Here is a 22252-nt window from a genome sequence, read left to right as displayed (position 1 = left end):
ATGAATACCCGAAAATGTAAAAATTGTCGAAGATTTAATAAACTTCTTCATTTGCCATGACCTTAACCTGTTATTTTGTTTACTTAGGGTCACTTATACCCATTACATATTCTATTTAAAAGGAGATGAATTGACCGACAATTGTTCTCAGCCAAACCTGAGTCATTTACTGCTTCCCACTACACAAATCTTGCACACATGTAAACAGAGGAGCTAAACCTAACATGAGTAATACATTTAAGAAGTATCTTTCTTGCCTTTTGGCATTATCAACTATTTTGTCCATTATGCAACCCCTGTCTGCACAGGCTTCGGAAAACGGAATCGATATGGTAACACAGCAGTTATGGCTTACTGAAATATATGCGAATGATATTGCCCGCAATGATATTTACACGGGACTCAGCGGAACGACTATCGACAGTATGGATTATATTGAGGTTTATAACGCCTCTGATTCTGAACACGACTTTGGAGCGTCCTTCAACCTTGTTTATACTGATGCCTCAGATAAAATATTGACGTTTAACGAAGCGGAGCTGAAGATTCCAGCTCACTCAGCTGCTGTCTTCTGGGTGCGGCGTGTCGATTTGGAGAATAACGGGAAGACCATGCCGGATGAAGCTGCTTTTCGTGCAAGCCATAATATTCCGGCCGAAGTACCTGTATTTTCCGTTAACAATCAAACAGCTCTAAAAAATACAAGTGCAACGATTTCAATCGCAGCAAAAAGTAACAACGATAGGATCTCCACTTACACTTATGATACATCTGATGTCGGTTCGGCAGAAGGTACCAGTGTTCACTTACAGGCTGAGGAAGGAATCGCCCATAGCCGTTCTTTAGCTAAACAAGCTGCGCCTTCAGCAGGCCAAGTGAATGAAGTGCAGCAAACCTTGCTGACTAAATTAACGCTTGCACCGGGAGCCGTGAGTCGGTTGAGTGAAGCTAATGCCTCGGTATCCTTCGCTTCCAATAGAGCGGGACATTATTACTATGCGGTCGTAAGTGAGGGGGAGGGTGCGCCCATCATTGATACTAATGGCAGCGGTAAAGCCATTAGCGGAAATGTGGAAACTCTTATTGAGCTTACAGCGTTAACATCAGGGGCAAAGAACCTTTACGTTGTCGTAAAAGATGATGCCAACAATGTTAGTGACCCCTTAAAGCTGCTTATCCCTGAATTCGTTTCCAATACATCCGTTTATTTGACCGAAATTTACCCTAATGATATTGCCCGCAACTCAGTCTATACAGGACTTAGCGGAGCTACCATTGACAGTATGGATTATATCGAGGTTTATAATGCTTCCAGCGCTCAACTGGATTTTGGAAGAAACTTTAATCTTATCTATAAGGAAACGGGAGACAAAACGCTCACCTTTAATGAAACGGAAATCACAATCCCCGCCCGTTCAGCGGCTGTGTTCTGGGTGCGCCGTACGGATCTTGAGAACAAAGGGAAGACGATGCCGGATGAGGCGGCTTTCCGCTTAAGCAACAACATTCCTGCTGAAGTTCCTGTTTTCTCTGTAAACAATCAGACGGCGTTGAAGAATACAACGGCAGCTATTTCTATCGTTACCAAAAGCAGCAATGAAATCATTTCTTCATATACTTATGACTTATCCGATGCAGGATCATCAGAGGGTACCAGCGTTCATTTACAAGCTGTAGAGGGTAACCCCGGTGCCATTGCTATCGCTAAACAGGCCCCTTCCTCCGCCGGTCAGGTAAGCGAAGTGCAAAAGGAGCGGTTCTCGAAAGCCATACTTACCGCAGGAGCGGTAAGCCGCTCAAGTGTAACGAACGCCAGTGCAGCCTTTACTTCAAATAAAGCTGCTAGCTACTATTATGCGGTAGTAGAGGATGGCGCCGCTGTGCCGCTAGTTGATACGACGGGCAGCGGAATACCCGTTAACGCAAACGAGGAAACTCTAATCGAGCTGATAGCATTAACTGCAGGAGCAAAGGACGTTTACCTTGTAGTTAAAGATGCAGGGAACCAGGTTAGTGATACGCTTAAATTTGATCTTCCTGACTATCATTCGGATCTATCACTCTACTTGACCGAAATTTATCCGAACGACATCCCGCGCCAAGATGTTTATACGGGACTTAGCAGTGACACTGTCGACAGTATGGATTATATAGAGGTCTATAACGCATCTGCTGATAAGCTGGACTTCGGGACATATTTCAATCTGGTCTATAAGGATTTATCTGTAACGCCTATAGTGAACAAGACCTTAACGTTTAATGAAACGGAATTACAAATCCCGGCTCATTCCGCTGCTGTCTTCTGGGTGCGTCGTGTCGACCTGGAGAATAAGGGGAAGACTATGCCGGGCGAGGCGGATTTCCGTAAAGCTCTTTCCGTGCCGGAGGACGTGCCCGTATTTTCCGTTAATAACCAGACCGCTTTGAAGAATACAACCGCACAAATCTCCATCGTTGCCAAGGGCAGCAATGAAGTCATCTCTACGTATTCTTACATCACCACAGATGCAGGTACGACAGAGGGTACCAGCGTGCACCTGCAGGCTGCTGAGGGAATTGCGAATACACTCGCGATTGCCAAGCAAGCTGCGCCTACTGCCGGTCAAGTAAGTGACATTCAAACAACACCTAAAGCAGACCCTGGCGTCGTTCCTGAAATTTCACTGCTGGACAACAGCGGCAAGTATGACCTTATTGAGGAAGGAAAGGATCTTAGCATTCCGTATTCATATAAAGATCCAACCGGAATTCAAAGCTTTACGGTATACTACCGTACGAATCAATCAAAGGATTGGACCGCTCAGGAATCCAACTCTTTCAATACGCGTACACCTGATAAATTCTATGTTGAGATTGGTGCAGACCGCTTCTTGAACAGTGAGTATATCGAATATTATGTGGAGGCCAAAAACACATTCCGTGCAGCTGCTACGCCTGTACACCGGGTTAACGTCATCCGCCCCAATGCGTTTACAGGCATTCGCTCCAATGTATCGGAGAATGAAACCCTTTCAGGCCGTGTAAAGATCATTGGCAGATCACAGGATAACGCTAATGTGGACATCAAAATAGACGGCACTCCAGTGAATACCACCCGTGTGCTGGAGCATGGAGCTTATTTTACCCTGGATATTAACGGTTTGGACGGCAGAAAGAATGCGATTTTGGCTAACGGAAATCTGGTGCAGGTGTTCTCTCGCTGGTATGATGTTCTGCCGTCCCGTGCTGTAAAGATCGACAGCAGTCTGTTTACTTATCATCAGAATGGCGATGCAGAAGTGACTGTACGGATTCTGGCTGGTACTGAAATTGATGCGATGGACATTACGCCAGGTACTGCCAGTGATAACTTCAATATCACTAACTTTGCTCTGGTACTGCCTGACGGGACCCGGGTGCTTCCGGATGGTGACGTTAAATCTTCAGATCCTGTAACGATGAACAGCACCAAGCGTGAAGTAGAGCTGCATTTTACGGTTCCTAAAGAATCTGTGACTGCTAACGGCGTTGCCTGGGATACGTCTTCAGCGGCTGACGGGGCTCATACGATTTCCATCCAGACGGCTAATGACAGCAAAGAGATCCATGTAAATGTCGATAACACAGGTCCTGTTATTCGCGCGGACAGCCCTTCTCACATTGATGGGGCATACACGTTCTCGGCTGAGTTCCTGGATGCGTCGGCAGTAGTGTCCGATACGCTTGTTCTTGAATTAGACGGCAGCCTGCTTGATGGTGTAACCTTCAATGGCTCCGGGCTCACCCCGGGCAAGCATAAACTGAAGGCTTCTATTCAGGATGAATGGGGAAATACAGGCACGGCTGAATGGACATTCGAATCCAGCGTTAATGTTCCAGTCATTTCGGAGGTGGCTTCCCTGGAAGGTAAGGATGATGCAGCAACTCTAACAGCTGCGCTGAGCGCCGGTGACCGGGCGACGGTTTCCTTCCACGAGGCACAGGCCTTAACTGTAGGGAAGGGAATTACGGTGTACCAAGGGACCGGCGATGACACTGCCGGTGCAGTGAGTGGAGCATTAGGCGCCGTTACGAGTACAGACGGCAGTCTTCCTTATCAAATGTATGCCTTTGATGTAACCGAGGCTGACTCCACACTCCGTATCTCTCTGGATGCGTCAGCGGATTACGGCAAGGATGTCCGCCTGTACGTAAGCAATAAAGCCGCGGATCAATGGATTCTGCTGGATTCCGGTTATGAAGCAGGTAAAGTCACTGCAGTGCTTAAAACAGATGACTATATAAGGGATGGCAACGTGTATGTGCTTGCGCAGGGCAGAGGGATCGAAATGTCTCCCGGCCAAACGGCCGGCCGCACCCGAACCACAGCTAATGATTATGTTTGGGATGGAACCGGGGAGCCGGAGCAGTATGATTTCTCAATCGCTTGGGAAAGTGATACCCAGTATTACTCCGAACGTTTCCCTGGCAATTTTGAAATGATGAACAGCCATATCGCTGCAAACAAGGAGCTTTTAGATATCCGTTATGTCGTTCATACTGGTGATTTGGTGGATGATATTGACGAGACGTATGAATGGGATTATGCGGATCAATATATGAAGATTCTAGAGGATGCCGGAATCCCATACGGTGTTCTGGCGGGAAACCATGATATCGCCAACCATAACGGCAGATATCAAAATTACCAGACGTATTTCGGTGCAGACCGTTTCAAGAACAACGGGGTTTACGGCGGTTCGTATAACAATAATCTGGGCCACTATGATCTGGTAACGGCCGGCGGACAAGACTTCATCTTTGTCTATATGAGTTATGATTTCGATAAGAATGCTGTGGAGTGGATGAACAAGGTTCTTGCAGCGCACTCTGACCGTATCGCCGTATTGGCTCTTCATAACTATGTGAATGCTTCCGCTGAATTGGACACGGCCGGTAATTACTTTCAACAAGAGGTGGTAGCCAAGAATCCTAACCTGAAGCTTGTACTTGGCGGACATTACCATGGTGCTGCAATCAATGTAACCGGTTTTGATGATAATGGTGACGGAGAGAAAGAACGCCGTGTTTATCAGATTCTTACCGATTACCAGTCCGGTGAAGAAGGCGGAAATGCTTACTACAAGAACCTGTATTTCGACCTTGCTAACGGTAAGATTTACATGAATTCATACTCGCCTAAATTAGTGGACTATAATTATTATGACGGGTCTAAATTAGCTTCCTATGAAGCAGGTGTGAAAGCTGCTGCGCAGGACATTTACGAATTGGATCTTGATTTTGATCTGGAGCCCAAAACGCTGACAGTAGGCAGCATCGATGCGGTTCTGTACAGCAATACGGCTCTGAATACAGCAGCAGTTAAAAAGGGTTCGGCTGCTATCACCGTTGAAGGGCTCTCTGGCCTTACCCATGATACATGGATGGCTATTGCTAAGAACGATTCAGGTATAGCCTATAGTGAGCTTGCTGCATTCCGTAAGTCGGATGGCAGTGCGGATACAGCAGCGCCGAAGCTGACAGCCGGTCAAGTAATCCGCAGCGGGAACAGCACGGCCACCGTGACTTTCAGTGCCGATGAAGCAGGCAGCTATTATTATGGAGTTGTAAATCGTGATGCCGGCGCACCATCCGTTAATACTGCCGGCAATGGTGTAGCTTATCAAGCTAACACTGAGGTTCGTATTGCGCTTGCTGATCTGAATGCCGGAGACAAGAGCATTTACATCGTGGCGAAGGACAAGGCCGGAAACAAGAGTAATGTTCTGAAAATGGATATCCCGGCCTACTCCGAACCTTCGAACGGAAATCAGAATCCTACTAATGCCGGATCAAGCAACAATACGAGTAATCCTTCATCCATCGAGAGCAGTACAGCCGGTAATGTGAATACGATCCGCATTCAGCTCGCTGCTTCCGGAAGCAGCCAGGACCGGGTTACGGGCAGCCTTGATTCCGCAGCGGTTACTGATCTTCTGAATGTTGTTAAAGAAGCCGGAAAGGCAGGAAGAGCAGTGGTTGTGGACATTCAGTTGAACGCTTCAGCAGCAGCAGAGGTTACCCTTCCGAAAGCACTATTCGACCTGCTCGCCCAGCAAACAAATGCACAGCTGAGAGTAAATGCGGGTATAGGTATTGTAACGTTAGATGAAGGTGCAATGGAGGCCATTAGCGCTTCTTCGAATAAGGAGAACAACGTCGGGATTCATATCGCTAAAGAAGCTTCTGGCGGCCTGTCCGGCAGCTTGAAGACACAAATGGACGGAAGGCCGATGTATAACATTTCTGTCCTTGCAGGTAATACAATCATTACAGATCTGGGGGAGGGTAAAGCTCTGGTTCGTATTCCGTATACGCTGCTGCCTGGCGAAGAACAGAACGCCATTGTGATTTACCGACCTAGCGGTAAGGACGGATTTGAGCCTGTACGAGGTAAATACAATCCCGATACTGAAGCTGCGGAATGGAACACTGCCCATTTATCTTCATTTGTTATTGGACATAACAAAGTAACATTTAACGATGTAGCTTCAACCGCTTGGTATTATGACGCCATCACATTCAACGCAGCGCGTGGAATTACACTTGGTACAGGCAATGGGGAATTTAGTCCGGATGCATCACTTACAAGAGGACAATTCCTGGTCATGCTGATGCGGGCCTACGGCCTTCAGGCCAATGATACGTTGACCCCTAATTTCTCGGATGCCGGTAATAAGTATTATACGAATTATCTTGCTGCTGCGAAAAATTTAGGCATTACAACGGGTGTAGGCGATAATAAGTTCGCACCAGACAGCGAAATTACACGTCAGGACATGTTTACCATGATTTATCGGGTGTTAGGGGCTTTACATCAGCTTCCAGAGCAGACCGGAAACAGTACGGCTAAAGATTATTCCGATGGAGATCAGGTTTCTGATTATGCGTATGAAGCAGTAAACGCACTGATCCAGGCTGAAATCATTCACGGTAATAACGGTAAACTGAGCCTTACCCATGCTACGACGAGAGCGGAATTAGCGCAAATACTGTACAATCTGCCGCAGTAGCGCCATTGGCAACAGACGGAAGAGAATGTTGTTATCCTGGAAGACCTGTCAGATGACAGGTCTTTTTGGTTGATGGGGAATTATACAATGTAAAAATGCGGATGTGAAGAACCAGGGACGTGGAAGAAATGGGGAGCCATTCTTCAAATTTTCAAAAGATCACTTTCATGGATGCATGAAGTACCTTGGTGATTGAGGGACTTCCGTACAATTGACGGCATTCCAGAAAAATACGGAAGATGCCGGTAAACTTTTTGAACACTCTCCCGAAGTAAGTCAGACTGGAGTAGCATGACTTGGTAGGCGACATCCTGAATGGAATAGCAGCGGAGCTTGTGTGCACTGCCATTGCTGGTTGCATTCTCGTTCCTGCAGAAGTATTTTGTAGGGGGGCTAACGGTAGGGTCGGTTAAGGGCTGATGGTTTCCCATAAAAAAGGCACATTATTGATAAATCAGGCGGAATCATTGCCGCTCCTGCACCCTAAATATAAACACTAAGGTAAACCAATTCGAATCGGGATCATTCGAGATTGGTTTATTTTTGTGACATCGTATTCTGCTCTAATGAAGAGGGCTTCTGGACATGTGCCGCAAAAACATAAGTATTCAAATCGTAAAGTTTCTGATATAGTTTAAACGTAATTATTACTAATAAACTACAGGTAAGGAGATTTTTAACGATGAAGCATACGAAAATCCTGCTATTAATCTCTATGTTGTTAACCGTTATTCTGCTGGCTGCATGCAGCTCGTCCACTACGAATCCATCGGCTAATCTTCAGCAGCCGGAGCAATCGGAGCCAGCCGCGACACTTGTGACGGATGAATCGCCAGAAGCGACTTTTGAACCGCAGCAAATGATTGATGCCTCAGGCGAACAGCTTGAATTTCAATCAAAAGTAGCGAAGGTAGCCTGCGTGGTATCCCTTTGTGTAGATATAGTAGCGGAGCTTGGAATGGAGCCGGTGGCGATCGGAGAGAGCGGCGTGCGCACCATTGCTGTGGCAGAGGAATTTTACGGGGAGCATGGGACAACCATTCCTTCCATTGGCGGTAGCTTCTTTGAACCTAATCTGGAGGACATTATAACAGTGAAGCCAGATCTGGTCATTGGATTGCTTGGTGTGCACGATTCCTTGCGTGAGGGGCTTGCAGGTGCAGTACCTGTGTATCTGGCTCAGCCCAAAACGTATACAGATTCAGTTAAGCTTCTGGAGGACATCGGAAGGCTTACAGGACGAACAGACGAAGCCAAGGCTGCAGCAGAGAAATTCTTAAGCAAGCTTGAGAAAGCTAAGCAGAAGGCACCCAAGGATAAAAAAGCACTGATTATGTACGGAACAGATGTCAATTTTTCAATAGTTACCGATAGCGGTCTTGGAGGCTCCGTATTAAAGGAAGTGAGCCATTACCCGTTCAAGGTGAATGATCCGTCGGAAGATCCTTATGGAGAAGGAAGCATCCAGTATTCACTGGAGAAGCTGCTGGAAGAGAACCCTGATGTCATATTTGTAGAAAGCTATTCATACAGCCCGGGTACAAAAGCTTTGTCCGAGCAAATGCAAGAGCTGCCCTTATGGAGTAAGCTGAAAGCTGTTCAGGAACAGAACGTGATTGAAGTTCGGTCCCCGATCTGGGGAGACGGCCGTGGAACCCGTTCGCTTGGGATTTTATTGGATGAAGCGCTGGAAGCCTTGTATCCGGAGCAGTTTTAAACAGGAGAAGGTGAATTCGGATGCAAACGGAACCGCAGATCAGCAGGACGGGTAGGAGAGGTTTTATTTTTCCGGCAGTCATCTTGTGCTCGCTGCTTGCAGGGGTAACCATCTTCAATATTAGCTCGGGGTCACCGGAGATCCCGTTGCAGGAGCTGGGCGGCATTATTTTTCAGCGGACAGGCACTGATCTGCAGAATACCGTTGTCTGGGAGATGAGAATTCCCCGTGTGCTGCTGGGTCTGCTTGTCGGGATGATGCTTGGCGCTGCAGGCACACTTATGCAGGCTGCAATGAATAACAAGCTGGCAGGACCTGAGATTCTGGGTGTTTCATCGGGAGCCTCGCTTGCCATGGCTGCTGTTACCGTGCTGCATTTGCCGGTTGCAGTCATTCTGCATCCGGTAATCACCCTAATTGGAGGCCTGCTCGGCGGATTATGTGTCGTGTTATCGGCAAGAGGGAGCCGGGGGGCGGCAGGTATGCTTTTAATCGGCATGTCTGTGTCTGCTATTCTGAATGGATTGCTCATTGTTCTGATCGCACTGGCGACGAGTAATGATGTGAACCTGCTCTACACCTATCTGCTTGGTTCGCTGGCTAACCGCAGCTGGGATCATATCCTGCCTATTCTGCCTTGGGCCCTTATCGCACTCCCTGTTGCTTTTATGTTTGCCCGCACGCTAAATTTACTGCAATTAGGGGATGAAGCAGCCGCTGGTCTAGGGATTAAGGTGCTCCGTGTACGGGTTCTTGTGCTGGGGGTATGTACGGGATTGGTAGCCATAACGGTTGCCCAATGCGGTCCGATCGGGTATATTGCCCTGATTGCGCCGCATATCATCCGTACCTTGCTGGGGACAGCGGATATATGTCAGATCCTGCCGTTAGCGGTGTTGGCGGGTGGCGTTTTGTTAGTCACGGCAGATACGGTTGCGCGGCTGTTGTTTTATCCCATGGAAATTCCCGTCGGGGTGTGGACGACACTGCTCGGCGGGGGTGTGTTCCTGCTGCTTTTTTTGAAGCGTCAAGGAGGAGGTAGCAATGATTAAGAAAGGGGGGAAGGCAGGGGCTCGAAGACTGAGAATAAAAGGCACCTTTTTTTGTCTTCTGCTGGGCATCTCCGTGATGTTCGTCCTGCATATTGGACTTGGTAAAGCTACACTGACGCCTGAGCAAGTCGTGCAGGCTTTGTTTCACCACGGCAGCGATGAGGACCTTCGTTATATCGTCTGGAATTTAAGATTGCCCCGTGCGTTAATTGCTGTTGCCGCCGGATTGATGCTGGGCACTGCCGGGGCCATCCTCCAGGTTGTCATGCGCAATCCGCTTGTGGAGCCCGGCCTTGTAGGTGCATCCTCCGGGGCTGTATTGTCGGCTGTGCTCTGGCTTAATTTTGCTGCTGAACCTCTGGTCAAGGGTGTACCGCTAACTATTGTCGCCTTAATAGGGGGACTGGGGGCAGTGTTATTGGTAGTTACACTCAATGCCGGACATGCCGGCAATAGGACAAGGCTTGCGCTGATCGGCCTGATTGTGACAGCTATACTACAGTCGGCGACCTCGCTATTTCTTTTACAGGGTCAGCAAGGCTTGTCCACCATTTTCTTATGGACGTTTGGTTCCCTGAATGGACGAAGCTGGTCCAGCTGGACCTTGCTCTGGCCATGGACGATCCTCGGCCTGCTGCTGTCCATGATGTATGCGAAAAAAGCGGAGTTGCTGCAATTGGGGGATGCTACCGCCACCGGATTGGGCCTTAACGTAAACAGGTCCAGGGTAATGCTGCTGATCATCGCCTCGGGGTTGACGGCAGCTACGGTTTCCGTAGTAGGAGCTATAAGCTTTATTGGACTCATAGGACCGCATATTGCTTCACTGCTTACAGGACGAAAGCCGTTGGCGCTATTTCCGGCCAGCGCTCTGCTATCAGCCTTGTTATTACTGGCTTCAGATTGGATCGGACAAAGCATCACGCTCAGGCTGCCCTTTCCGGGCATGGAGAATCATCAGACCAGCCTGCCGGTGGGGGCGGTTACTACGCTGCTGGGGGCACCTTTTTTTCTGTTTTTATTACGGAAATCATTGTTGAAAAATAAAGCTTAAACGGCTTGTCTTCGGATGAGTCGTTTTTGATTTTTAAGAGTACAATATCCGAAATTAGAGACATAATACATAAATTAGGAAATTAATCCGATAAAATGTAGAGGGAACAGAATGAAGTGGCAATCACTTTACTATAGAGTGGTGATATCTTGCTGATCAAAGCAAATCTAAAATTGAGAATCTTAGTTCATGTCGGATTAGTTGTATTATTTCACTTCATCGTTATTTGCTTTTTAGAAATAGGATTGAATGAAACGGTGGCATTAAAGAGCGCATGGATTGCTTATTTCAGTCCAATTATTCTATTGTGCACAACCTGCGCAATGTCTTTACAAGCTAATAAGCTCAGGTACTATTTGTTGTGGGTTAGTGCCAGTACTTTACCTAGCTTTTTTATCCTGCATTATCTAGGACAGATGCAAACTAACAAAGAAGCTGTAGCGGGTTTTGTTGACCTGAATCATTTTAATAATATGGACATCGATTACGGTCAGATTTCTTTATTATTTTATTTTCCTTTAGTTGTTTCGCTTATACAAATAATCCTAATAGTTGTGTTATGGGCAATGAGAATAACAAAGTAATGAGATGCAATCCGAGTTTTAGGAGCGCTTCTGCAGTTAACCTTCGAATGGGTAATACACAGTTCGACAAAGTACATATTGGTTCTATGATACTATTCGGATCATGAGAGATTTGGAGGGGAAATCTATGAATAAAAACAATACTATAGAGAAGGTGAACTCCTGAAAAAGAAAGTTTTTGAGCGCAGTATAGTTGCGCTATTAATTCTGGGACTGCTTATCTGGTTTGGACCCTTCCTGTTACTAGCATTAGATCAACTGATTAATCAGATCACTTATAGCGAAAAGAAGGTTGTTTCGTCAGTTGAACATGTGCTAAGCGAAAAGTATGGTGAGGAGATTACTGTCGATGAGGATACTGTGACATATCTTAACGTTGATCAAAGAGTTAATCTGCGGGCTCATCCTGTCAGTTCCCCGGAACGATCTTTTTTGGTCGAAGTGTATCTTGCCCCGAAAGAAATGGAATTTAGCGATAACTACGTAATTAACGAAGCCCTAAACCATGCTTTGCAAAAAGATTTGTATGAAACGCATTTTTATATAGAAGGAAATTATGATGGTTATAGTATAGAGACTAAGGAACGGAAGAGGAGATACAATTTACAGCAATTCGATGAACAGAGAAGTAAAGAGTTCCTTGAAAAAATAGCAGTCAATATTACTGTTTTTACCGATCTGGATATGGAAAAAGATGAGGACGTTCTATTACAGCAATTATACGAAGTTATTCGTGATTTAAAAGATCTGAATGTGGAAGTAGGCAGTTTCCTTTTAAACTTTCCAAAAGAGTCTACCGATCCACAACAGGAGCTTACTCTAAAAAAGTTGGTCGGGGACAGGCAGAAGAGCTCGATGTGGGATGATTATCCCGGAGCTTTTGTTAATCAGTGTTTCATCTCTGCCGAGAATATAAGAAGCGCAGATGATGTGACGGCAGAAATAAATGAATGTTACGAAAAACTCGATATATTCAATAAACTTATCATAAATAAATATTGATAAATTTTGCCAATAAGGTCTACTATTTATTTCAAATGATAATTTTGATCAAATTTCATAGACTTGCCCTGCAACCTATGAGAGCGTATTCTTGAATATAGACAAGATCTATCAAGTACGAGAATCCTGGAAAGTGAGGCAAGCAAATGATAAGAGCATCTGAAGATAATGAGTATTATGAGCTGTCGAGTCCGACGATTCTGCCGAAGGCTTCGGGCTTTCTGTGGAATGAGCAAATGATGATCCATATGAACTGCCGGGGGTATGCGGTAGCCCAATTTATGCAGCCGGAGCCGGCGAAGTATTCATATGCCCCGAATCTGGAGGCCAAGACCTTTATGCAGCCGGAGCAACCTTACTATGCCCATCATCCCGGCCGGTTTGTCTATGTGAAGGATGAGGAGAGCGGTGAGCTGTTCTCTGCTCCGTACGAGCCTGTCCGCATGCCTCCCGATCACTATACCTTTGCTGTAGGTAAACATAATATTGTCTGGAAAATAGAGCGTAACGGCATTGCTATCGAGATGACGCTGAGCCTGCCCAAAAATGAGCCGATGGAGCTGTGGCGGGTGAAGGTGACCAATCTGTCCTCCGCTGCCCGTAAAATTAGCATCTATCCCTATTTCACCATCGGGTATATGTCCTGGATGAACCAGTCCGGTGAGTATAAGGAAGCTCTGCAGGGGATCGTAGCTACAGCCGTCACACCTTACCAGAAATATCAGGACTATGCCAAGATCAAACTCCTGAAGGATAAGACGTTCCTTTTAGCCGATCAAGCGCCGCTGGCCTGGGAGGTTAACCAGGAAGCCTTTGAAGGAGAGGGAGGGATCGGCTCACCGTCAGCACTCAAAAGCGGACTGCTGGCCAACGGGGAAGCGCGCTATGAAACGCCCGTAGGCGTTCTTCAGTACAGCATCGGCCTTGCTCCGGGCGAAGAACGGGAATACCGTTTCGTGTTTGGGCCCGCTCATGATGAGCAGGAGATTGCCGATATTCGTCAGCGGCTGTTCCTAACTACCAATGCAGCCGGGGAAGACGGATTTGTGCTCGCTGAGCAGGAGTATGCGGAATACATCCGGGAAGGCAGAGGCTGTATCGAAATATCTACTCCGGATGCGGATCTTGATAATCTGGTTAATCACTGGCTGCCCCGGCAGATGTACTACCACGGCCAGACGAACCGCCTGACGACAGATCCCCAGACCCGGAATTATCTGCAGGATAATATGGGCATGAGTTATATTAAGCCGCACATGGCAAGGGAGGCCTTCCTGACAGCCTTGAGCCAGCAAAATGTAAACGGAGCCATGCCGGACGGCATTATTTTGCACGAAGCGGCTGAACTGAAATATATCAACCAGGTTCCACATACAGATCACTGCGTCTGGCTGCCGATCTGCCTCATTACCTATCTGGAGGAGACGGATGATTACACCATTCTGGAGGAGCAGGTTCCTTACTCGGGCGGAGAGGAAACCGGTTCTGTCTTCGAGCACATCGACCGGGCGATGCACTGGCTGATCCATGAGCGGGACGGGAGAGGCCTGAATTATATTAATCAGGGCGACTGGTGTGACCCGATGAATATGGTCGGCTATAAGGGCGCAGGCGTATCCGGATGGCTGACGATAGCGACGGCGTATGCTTTTATGATCTGGGCAGATATTTGTGAACACAGCGGCGGCCGGAGAACGGGATGGCATTCCGCCTGGCAGCGGATGAGACGAATGCTGTTGTCAATCAGTATTTCTGGGACGGCGAGTGGTATGCGCGGGGAATCACCGACGACAATGTAGTGTTTGGCATCAGCGAGGATAAGGAAGGACGGATCTTCATTAATCCGCAGGGCTGGGCGCTGCTCAGCGGTGCGGCCGATGAGGAGAAACGGGAGAAGCTGATGAGATCGGTCAGGGAACAGCTGGAAACCCCGTATGGTGTGGAAAAGCTGGCACCCTCCTACACCGCTATGCGAGAAGATGTGGGCAGGGTAACACAAAAGCATCCGGGGACAGCCGAGAACGGGGCGGTCTATAATCACGCCGCAGCGTTCTATATTTATGGCTTATATGCAGTGGGCGAGCAGGATGATGCCTACCGGCTGCTGCGTAAAATGCTTCCGGGACCCGACATCGAGGACATTATCCAGCGGGGCCAGCTGCCGGTCTTTATTCCGAACTATTACCGCGGAGCTTACAGACAGTTTCCGAAGACGGCCGGACGCTCCAGCCATCTTTTTAATACAGGAACCGTGCCGTGGGTATACCGCTGTCTGATAGACGGCCTGTTCGGATTGCAGGGTAACCGTGAAGGGCTGCAGGTGCGGCCGCAGTTGCCTTCGGATTGGAATAAGGCTGTGGTAAAACGCACCTTCAGAGGCGCACAGCTGCATGTTGAAATGAAGCGTGAAGCCGGAGTTACGGCTGCAGAGGTTTATCTGGACGGTGAGCTTGTCCGGGATGGTGTCCTAAAAGGGCTGGAAGCTGGCGGGGAATATAAGGTAATTGTTAAACTTCCGCAGTAGATGCATAAACAATAAGAAGAAGTGGAAAAGGAGAGGGAAAGCAAGTCTTCTTCCAAATCGGTAGAGCAACTTATCTGATGATAAGTTGCTCTTTTGCGTACCTTTTGCACTAAATATTTATACCTATGCTAAAAATTAACAGTTAAAAAGCCCTATTTATTCAGAAGGGTTATTTTGATAATATACAAAAAGTGGATATTAATAGTATTAATATTCCAAAAAAACAGAAAAGAGGTAATATTTTGGGTGCTAAAAAAGTATTGTTAACAGGAATTCTTGTCACTTCTCTTCTTCCCTTATATGTTGGAGGCACTGTGAAAGCCGAAAGTTCACTTACCACAACAGAAGGCATAGTAACAAATCTGTTAAACTCTCGTGAAGATAAAATAGAAAATTTCAAGAATATTAGTGCAAAAGGAACTGCTTTTTCTGAACAAGCAGTGGCTTCCCCGGAATTAGATTATCTTTATGATGAGGCACTAAACATTATTAGGGTAATGGAGGAGACAACAGGGCGAGTGCTGAAGGACTTTAATATGGATTTTAAGCAGACATCGAGTGAGAACATAGAAAATAACACCATTATTACAGGTGAATTGACACAGACAATTATTTGGGAAGGTTCTGATGAAGATACTGCATTAAAAGATATTGTAACGATTACTGTTTCTGATGAAAATCAAGTGGTTACTAAATCAACATTTCCAAAAAGTGCGATAACAGGAGATGAGTTGGTCAAAAAAGCAATGAACAACCTTGAAAAGTATGCAACAAAAAATAATGAAATTGCGCAGAAAGCACAGGAGCAATCTTATTCAAAAAAAGCAGGCATAGATATAATGCGTGAAGAGTTTTCAAACCGCTTAGGTTCCACAACAGATTCTATAGTTTCACCTGCTGCTACTTATACATTTAATAGGACACAATCAAAAGCTTACGCACTAACTTACGCTATCAATAACAATACACAATATTGGACTTTCGAAAATGATTGCACAAACTTTGCGTCTCAAGTCCTTAATGCCGGGGGGATTCCCAAACAAAAAATAGTAGAACCTTATGAAGGGATGCCTAATTGGTGGATGAACACCGGAGCAGCAGGCCAATGGCTTTACGCCGTACCATGGGTTCAAGCAGATTCCTTTTTTAAATTGATTAGAAGCACAGATACAATTCATGGCTATGGGAAGCCGGGACCAGAATATTTATACGAAGGCGATATCATTTCTTACGATAAAGGTTCTGACTATACCATGAACCATACAGCGGTAATCACGAACCGGGACACACCATCTTCACCGCTGGTTTCATATCACACTACCAATCGGAAAAATGTTACCTGGGACTTCTATATCATCAATACAGCGGGGAGTGTAATCCCATACTTCACACATATTTTGTAGATAAGTAATATTTTTAATGGTACAATCTAGTGATTGTACCATTGTTTTATATTTTATGCTAAGTGAGGGACAAATTAAAAAATGAGAAATAAAAGAAAGTTAGCACTATTATTTGTTCTTTTGTTTGTTATTGTATATATCATATTTGGTGTATGGATTGCGCAGGATACTAAAATGATTTTAAAAGAAAGCATGAAGCGGGATCCCAATATGAAATACATGAGCCGTTCAGCGTATGAACATATGAATCCGGCCGAACGTGGAATGACCGCAGATAACTTTGAATATAGTGTAGGCTCACATCATATCGGCTTTGTGTTTCCGCTACATTTCTTTTTGGTATCCAAAGTATATGTAACTCAAGAATATGAAAATAATGCTCTTGCTTTTAGGGAACCTGTAAACTTAACACTAAAATTGAAATCCGGTAACTGGTATGCAACAAAAGTAGATATTAAGCCATAGCTGGAATAATACATGAAAGCAGCTTGTCTTCGGATAAGTTGCTTTTCTTTTTAATAAGGGAATACAGGGAATTAATTGAAAGATATGGAACATTATTTTCAAGATAACGTATGGCTTTTTGTGGAAATAGAGCAGTGTTATTTTACAGAGGAGGGGACTTAGTTTGTTGAAATTTTTAAAATATGCTGCAACCCTCAGTTTAACCCTTGTCCTGGTTTCCTGTTCAGACAATAGCGTCACCAAAGTTAATGATAGTACACCGCCGCCAGTGAAAGAAGAAGTTCACGAAGAGGCTTTTGAAGCAAAGCTTGATCAGTACATGTCCAAGAACTTTTCGGGCTCTGTGCTGCTTGTCAAAGATAACAAGGTCATTGTTTCCAAAGGCTATAACATGGCGGACTATGCGAATAACCTGCCTAATGGACCTGATACGATTCACAAGATCGGTTCACTTACCAAAGCCTTTACCGCCGCAGCTATTTTACAGCTCCAGGAGGCCGGAAAGCTCAGCGTTGACGACACCGTAGATACATACATTAAAGATTATCCTCAGCATGAAGTTACACTCCGCCATTTACTAACCCATACGTCAGGAACCCCCGAATATACCCGTTTACCGGATTTTCTAAATGAGCTGAATGTCAAAGTAAGCGTTGACGAACTGATTGCCAAATTTAAAGACCTCTCATTAGAGTTTGAACCGGGCAGCCGGTTCGCCTACAGTAACTCTGGTTACGTGCTGCTGGGAGCAGTAATTGAACAGGTCAGCGGGCAGTCATACAGCGATTATTTGCAGGAGCATATTTTTATACCGCTGGGTATGAACAGATCAGGTTATTTAGCTAAAGACAGCATCTCTACAGATACTGCAACCGGGTATTCCCTTCTTACTCCTGAAGTCTCTCAGGTCGCCCAGCCGATCGATATGACCGTGCCTTATTCAGCTGGGGGTATCTATTCTACTGTAGGAGATCTTTATAAATGGCTTATGGGGCTTGAGAACGGGACCATCCTAAGCAAGGCCTCATGGGAAGCGATGCGCACACCGGAGCTTAATGAATACGCATTAGGCTGGGCAATTCCCGGCTCGACTGGAACGATATACACACATAACGGGGCGATTAATGGCTTCTCCTCGGAAATTTGGCGGGATATGTCCAAGGGGACAGCGGTTATTCTGCTCAGTAATGCAGAGGGTGATCTGGGACATTTGCGGGATGTGCTGTTGCGTATGCTTGATAGTGCTGAATAAGCATTGCTTTTTGCTGGACTCAAATGAACCCAAGCGCTTGTTCCCAAAAAGGATGAGAGCCTGGGTTCTTTTCATCTATGCTTACAATGTTATTACACTAATCTCGTTACCATGAGCTGTTACGATGTTAAGCAGGTCTTCAGGCGCAAGCCAGACTGTAGCGGTGTTTTCGTTGGGATGGACGCCGATGGTTGCCCCTTTTTGCAAATCTGCATCCAGGATAAATTTCACCGTGCGCTCCTTGTCGTTCAGAATGCCAAACGGGGAGACGGCGCCCTTAGTGAGGCCGAGCAGCTGCATTAAATCTTCTTCAGAAGCAAACGTAAGGGGACGGGACTCCAGCAGCGTACGCAGCTGCTTCAGGTTAACGGACTTGTCCTTTTGGATCGTCAGCAGATAATAGTTTCTTTTTTTGTCATCACGGATGAACAGATTTTTGGCTATCTGATCTATTCTGGGGAGCCCAAAGCTCTCCATGTCTGCGATGGTATAGGCTGCAGGATGGTCAATCACTTCATGGCTTACATTCTGCTGCTTCAACAGCTCAATAACGGCTTCGCGGTTCATCATGATCACCTTTATCTTCGGATTTTGTAGAGTGGACATTGCAACTGGACATAATAATATCATCATTATTGGGTAAAGAGTTTAGATATATCACTAAAAAGTATGAGTTATTTCAGGAGGCAACAGGATGACAATCAAGCTTATCGCAGTGGACATGGATGGAACCTTTCTAAATAAAGAGATGGGATATGACAAAGAAAGGTTCCTTAAACAGTATGCAAAGATGAAGGAGCAGGGAATCCGGTTTGTTGTGGCCAGCGGCAACCAGTACTATCAGCTGAAGTCCTTTTTTGGAGAGATCCAGGATGAGATCAGTTATGTGGCTGAAAATGGCGCCTTTATCGTCGATCAGGGGCAGGAAGTGTCCGCTGTTGATATTCCCAAGCAGGATATAGAGCTGGTTCTGAAAGAGCTGGTATCCAATAATAAGTTTCAGATTGTGTTATGCGGCAAAGAAAGTGCCTATGTGCTGGACAGTGTATCGGACAACTTTTTTACTATAGTAAACAAATATTATCACCGGTTAAAAAGAGTGAAGAGCTTCGATGAGGTCAACGATCAGATTCTGAAATTTGCGCTGTCCTGTCCGGATGAAGAAACGCTTCAGTTAAGAGATCTGCTGCGCAGCAGTATCGGAAATACGGTAACTGCTGTCTCCAGCGGGCATGGAAGTATTGATCTGATTGTGCCGGAGTTCCACAAGGCCTCCGGTATTCAGCTGCTGCAGGACAAGTGGGGGATCAAAGATGACGAAACGATGGCCTTTGGCGACGGAGGCAATGACATTGAAATGCTGCGACATGTAAAGTACAGCTTTGCCATGGAGAACGGATCGGATGAAGTGAAGGGGGCGGCAAAATATATGGCACCGGCTAACAATAACAGCGGTGTATTGGAAGTGATTGATCAGTATTTTGCGGGGCAGGGGCCATTCGGGAAATGATGGGTTGAAGCCGCCGTCATTGGGGAGTTCAACTGATGGTTAGGTACGGTTCCGAATATTCAGATCGTGCTATCGTTTGAGAAGAATCGTTCTACACGATATAGCAGTTTTAATGATATAATTATTTACTGTAGTGTGAAAATTTACTAATCCTAAACCAGCTGGAGGGAAGTTGAATGGATCATAAGGATTTCAGCAACTTTAAATGGCTTAACGAAAGCAGCATCCGGTTTGAAAACGAAGCAATGATATTATACGCTCCGAAGGATAGTGATTTTTTCTGCAATAACGGGACTGTGTCTGAAGAAGGGATTACCCCAAGCTCCCTTACAAATGCCCCGTTTTTTTACACAGAGGTTTCCGGTGATTTTGTAATGCGGGTTAAGGCAGGGCATGATTTCCGGGATGTGTATGATTCTGCTTCGGTTATGGTCATGAAGGATCTCGCGGTGTGGGCCAAGCTGTGCTTTGAATTGACGGATTTTAATACCCGTGCCGTTGTAAGTGTAGTAACAAATCCGTTATCAGACGACGCAAACGGCAACAATATTGACGGCGATTCAGTATGGCTACAGATTACCCGAGTCGGCCAGGCCTTTGCTTTTCATTATTCGTTAGACGGTGACCATTTCTACATGGTGAGATTCTTCAATTTACCGGTGGAGGAGACTGTAAAGGTAGGCTTCGTTCCGCAGGCTCCCAATGGCAACGGCGGCGACAGACGGTACTCTGGTTTTTCTTTAGAGAAGAGAACCGTAAAAAATATCAGGGCAGGTGTGTAGGAGAAAGTAAATGATGGTGCTTGCGTCCGCGAATTGTAATCTATAAACATTCTGCCAAAGCGGTGCTCCTTATTGTGGGCACCGCTTTTTTATTCCCGGTAGGCTATATAAAAGCTATGCTATACACCAAACTGCCTTAAATGATGATCCACGCTGAGCAGTGAGCGAGCATTTGAGCGACATGCATGGTTCCCCACTGAGGGGTTGATCGTTGAGCTATGCGCTGTAATATCTCCGCAGGATATGTTTTATCGTAGATATCTTTCATAGGAACACTCCATTCCGTTCATTTTGATGATGTCTCCTGAACCCCTTACCTTATGAGCATCCTATCAATTGGACAGTATGCTGTCAAACTTGGAAGTCTGTGTTTTTAGTCTTATTTTTCATAGATATGTTACCCGTGTAATGCTACTATATATTGAAATAAACTGGCTGCGGGAGCGGTTATATGAGTGGTTACTCAGTTCACGATTTCATACATTATTCGCTGTTTTCTTTTGCCGAGTACAGTCCTGATCCGATTTACATTCTGGGCAACGATAAAAAGGTAATCTACGCCAATCCTGTCTTTGTAGAGCTGTATGGATGGTCAATGGAAGAGCTGAATAAGCTCGATTTCCCGCATATCCCCCTGGAGCTTAGGGATGAGCTTGCCCAGATGTATATTTTCATCGATCAGGGCCGGAAGCTGTTTGCCCTTGATACGTTCCGCATTAAGCGAAACGGGGAACTGATCAGTGTCAAAATAACCATTTCTCCGGTAAAGGATCCGGAAGGATGCATTAAGGCTTATGTATGTGTACTGAGGGATGTAACCGAGATTAAGTTCTCTGAGCTAAAGTACTACAAGCTATTTAATGAAGCGAATGACCCCATTTTTATCTATGAACAGAACCCGGACGGGAAGCCGTCCAAATTTCTGGACGTTAATGAAGCAGCCTGCCGGATGCTGGGGTACACACGCCGGGAGCTTCTGGATAAAACACCGTATTCCATAGCAGCAGAGTCGTTGCAGAGCGAGGTTGACCATCTCTTTGATAGAATCCTTGAAGGAGACGGGATATTCGTTGAATGGATTCAGGTAACAAGGGAAGGGAAGCAAATCCCTGTAGAAATCAGTGCCAAGCCGTTTAAGCTGAATGGCCGCAAAATGGTCATTTCGATCAGCCGTGATCTGACTGAACGCAAGAGGACCGAGGAGTTTCTCCGGTATACGGAGAATATTTCCATGATCGGTGAGCTGTCTGCTGGCATTGCCCACGAAATCCGTAATCCGCTTACCAGTATCCGGGGATTCGTTCAGCTCCTGTTCTCCCGTTCCGCAAAAGGCAGAGAGTTTCATCAGATCGTAGTGTCGGAGGTAGACCGGATCAATTCGATTATCGGTGAACTGCTGCTGCTGGGCAAAGAAGCCCCATCCAGTCTGGCTGACTATAATCTGGTTCAGCTGTTAAGACAAGCCGTCGTGCTGCTGAATGCCCAGGCGCATATGACAAACATTGAGATTCTCATGCATACCCATCTTGCCGGCCTTACGCTTAAAGGCTCAGCCAACAAGCTGAAGCAGGTCTTCATCAATGTTCTAAAAAATGCAATTGAAGCAAGCCCTGACGGAGCAGAAATAACAGTAGAGCTGGACCGCACAGAGGATATGGCCGTCATTCGGATAAGCGATAATGGACGGGGCATTCCCGCAGAATACATAGATCAGATCGGCTCGCCTTTCTTCACCACCAAACCGGGAGGGCACGGGCTCGGGGTTATGATCAGCAGAAAGATTATACATAATCATAGAGGAACGTTCCTGTTCAAGGCGAATCAGCCTTCCGGAACGATTGTTGAGATTACACTGCCTATAATGTAGCGGTACGCG

General features: G+C 46.1%; 13 protein-coding genes and 1 pseudogene. 13 read left to right on the top strand and 1 reads right to left on the bottom strand.

Annotation, left to right across the window (positions count from 1 at the left end; genetic code table 11):
• Positions 1-224 precede the first annotated feature (224 nt).
• From AWJ19_RS06970 to AWJ19_RS06925, 10 genes and pseudogenes are all read left to right on the top strand, one after another.
• Positions 225-7031, top strand: a complete 6807-nt coding sequence (locus tag AWJ19_RS06970) for an S-layer homology domain-containing protein (protein ID WP_082707739.1) — start codon at positions 225-227, stop codon at positions 7029-7031.
• A 682-nt stretch (positions 7032-7713) separates the two neighbouring features.
• Positions 7714-8748: an ABC transporter substrate-binding protein gene (locus AWJ19_RS06965; RefSeq protein WP_068722407.1), complete on the top strand. Its 1035-nt coding sequence runs from the start codon at positions 7714-7716 to the stop codon at positions 8746-8748.
• Positions 8749-8768: 20 nt separating this feature from the next.
• The gene (locus AWJ19_RS06960; RefSeq protein WP_068722405.1) at positions 8769-9800 is read left to right on the top strand and encodes an iron ABC transporter permease; all 1032 of its coding nucleotides are present in this window, start codon (positions 8769-8771) and stop codon (positions 9798-9800) included.
• Positions 9793-10854, top strand: a complete 1062-nt coding sequence (locus AWJ19_RS06955) for an iron ABC transporter permease (RefSeq protein ID WP_068722403.1) — start codon at positions 9793-9795, stop codon at positions 10852-10854. The genes AWJ19_RS06960 and AWJ19_RS06955 overlap by 8 nt, the downstream gene beginning before the upstream one ends.
• 149 nt (positions 10855-11003) lie before the next feature.
• Positions 11004-11438, top strand: a complete 435-nt coding sequence (locus AWJ19_RS35610; RefSeq protein WP_068722400.1) for a hypothetical protein — start codon at positions 11004-11006, stop codon at positions 11436-11438.
• Positions 11439-11798: 360 nt separating this feature from the next.
• The gene (locus tag AWJ19_RS06945; RefSeq protein ID WP_128083526.1) at positions 11799-12440 is read left to right on the top strand and encodes a hypothetical protein; all 642 of its coding nucleotides are present in this window, start codon (positions 11799-11801) and stop codon (positions 12438-12440) included.
• 146 nt (positions 12441-12586) lie between these two features.
• A pseudogene (locus AWJ19_RS06940) lies at positions 12587-14964 on the top strand (NdvB protein).
• A gap of 242 nt (positions 14965-15206) precedes the next feature.
• A complete protein-coding gene (locus AWJ19_RS06935; protein ID WP_068722397.1) occupies positions 15207-16367 on the top strand; it encodes an amidase domain-containing protein in 1161 nt (386 codons plus the stop codon).
• An 81-nt stretch (positions 16368-16448) separates the two neighbouring features.
• Complete coding sequence (locus tag AWJ19_RS06930; protein WP_068722395.1) at positions 16449-16832, top strand: hypothetical protein; 384 nt, start codon at positions 16449-16451, stop codon at positions 16830-16832.
• Between the two features lie 163 nt (positions 16833-16995).
• Positions 16996-18084, top strand: a complete 1089-nt coding sequence (locus AWJ19_RS06925) for a serine hydrolase domain-containing protein (RefSeq protein WP_068722393.1) — start codon at positions 16996-16998, stop codon at positions 18082-18084.
• Between the two features lie 81 nt (positions 18085-18165).
• Here AWJ19_RS06925 and AWJ19_RS06920 read toward each other — a convergent pair whose 3' ends face one another.
• On the bottom strand, positions 18166-18654 hold the full coding sequence (locus tag AWJ19_RS06920) for a prolyl-tRNA synthetase associated domain-containing protein (RefSeq protein WP_068722391.1): 489 nt from the start codon (positions 18652-18654) through the stop codon (positions 18166-18168).
• A 124-nt stretch (positions 18655-18778) separates the two neighbouring features.
• On the opposite strand from AWJ19_RS06920, the gene AWJ19_RS06915 reads away from it, so the two are divergent.
• From AWJ19_RS06915 to AWJ19_RS06905, 3 genes are all read left to right on the top strand, one after another.
• Complete coding sequence (locus AWJ19_RS06915; protein WP_068722390.1) at positions 18779-19594, top strand: Cof-type HAD-IIB family hydrolase; 816 nt, start codon at positions 18779-18781, stop codon at positions 19592-19594.
• Between the two features lie 176 nt (positions 19595-19770).
• The gene (locus tag AWJ19_RS06910) at positions 19771-20376 is read left to right on the top strand and encodes a DUF1349 domain-containing protein (RefSeq protein WP_068722388.1); all 606 of its coding nucleotides are present in this window, start codon (positions 19771-19773) and stop codon (positions 20374-20376) included.
• Positions 20377-20827: 451 nt separating this feature from the next.
• Complete coding sequence (locus AWJ19_RS06905) at positions 20828-22243, top strand: PAS domain-containing sensor histidine kinase (protein ID WP_068722386.1); 1416 nt, start codon at positions 20828-20830, stop codon at positions 22241-22243.
• Positions 22244-22252: the final 9 nt, after the last annotated feature.

The organism is Paenibacillus sp. DMB5 (genome assembly GCF_001517085.1).
In the GTDB taxonomy this organism is placed as follows: domain Bacteria; phylum Bacillota; class Bacilli; order Paenibacillales; family Paenibacillaceae; genus Paenibacillus_AQ.
The sequence above is the reverse complement of the archived record's forward strand: the minus strand, read 5'-3'. Positions and strand labels throughout refer to the sequence as shown.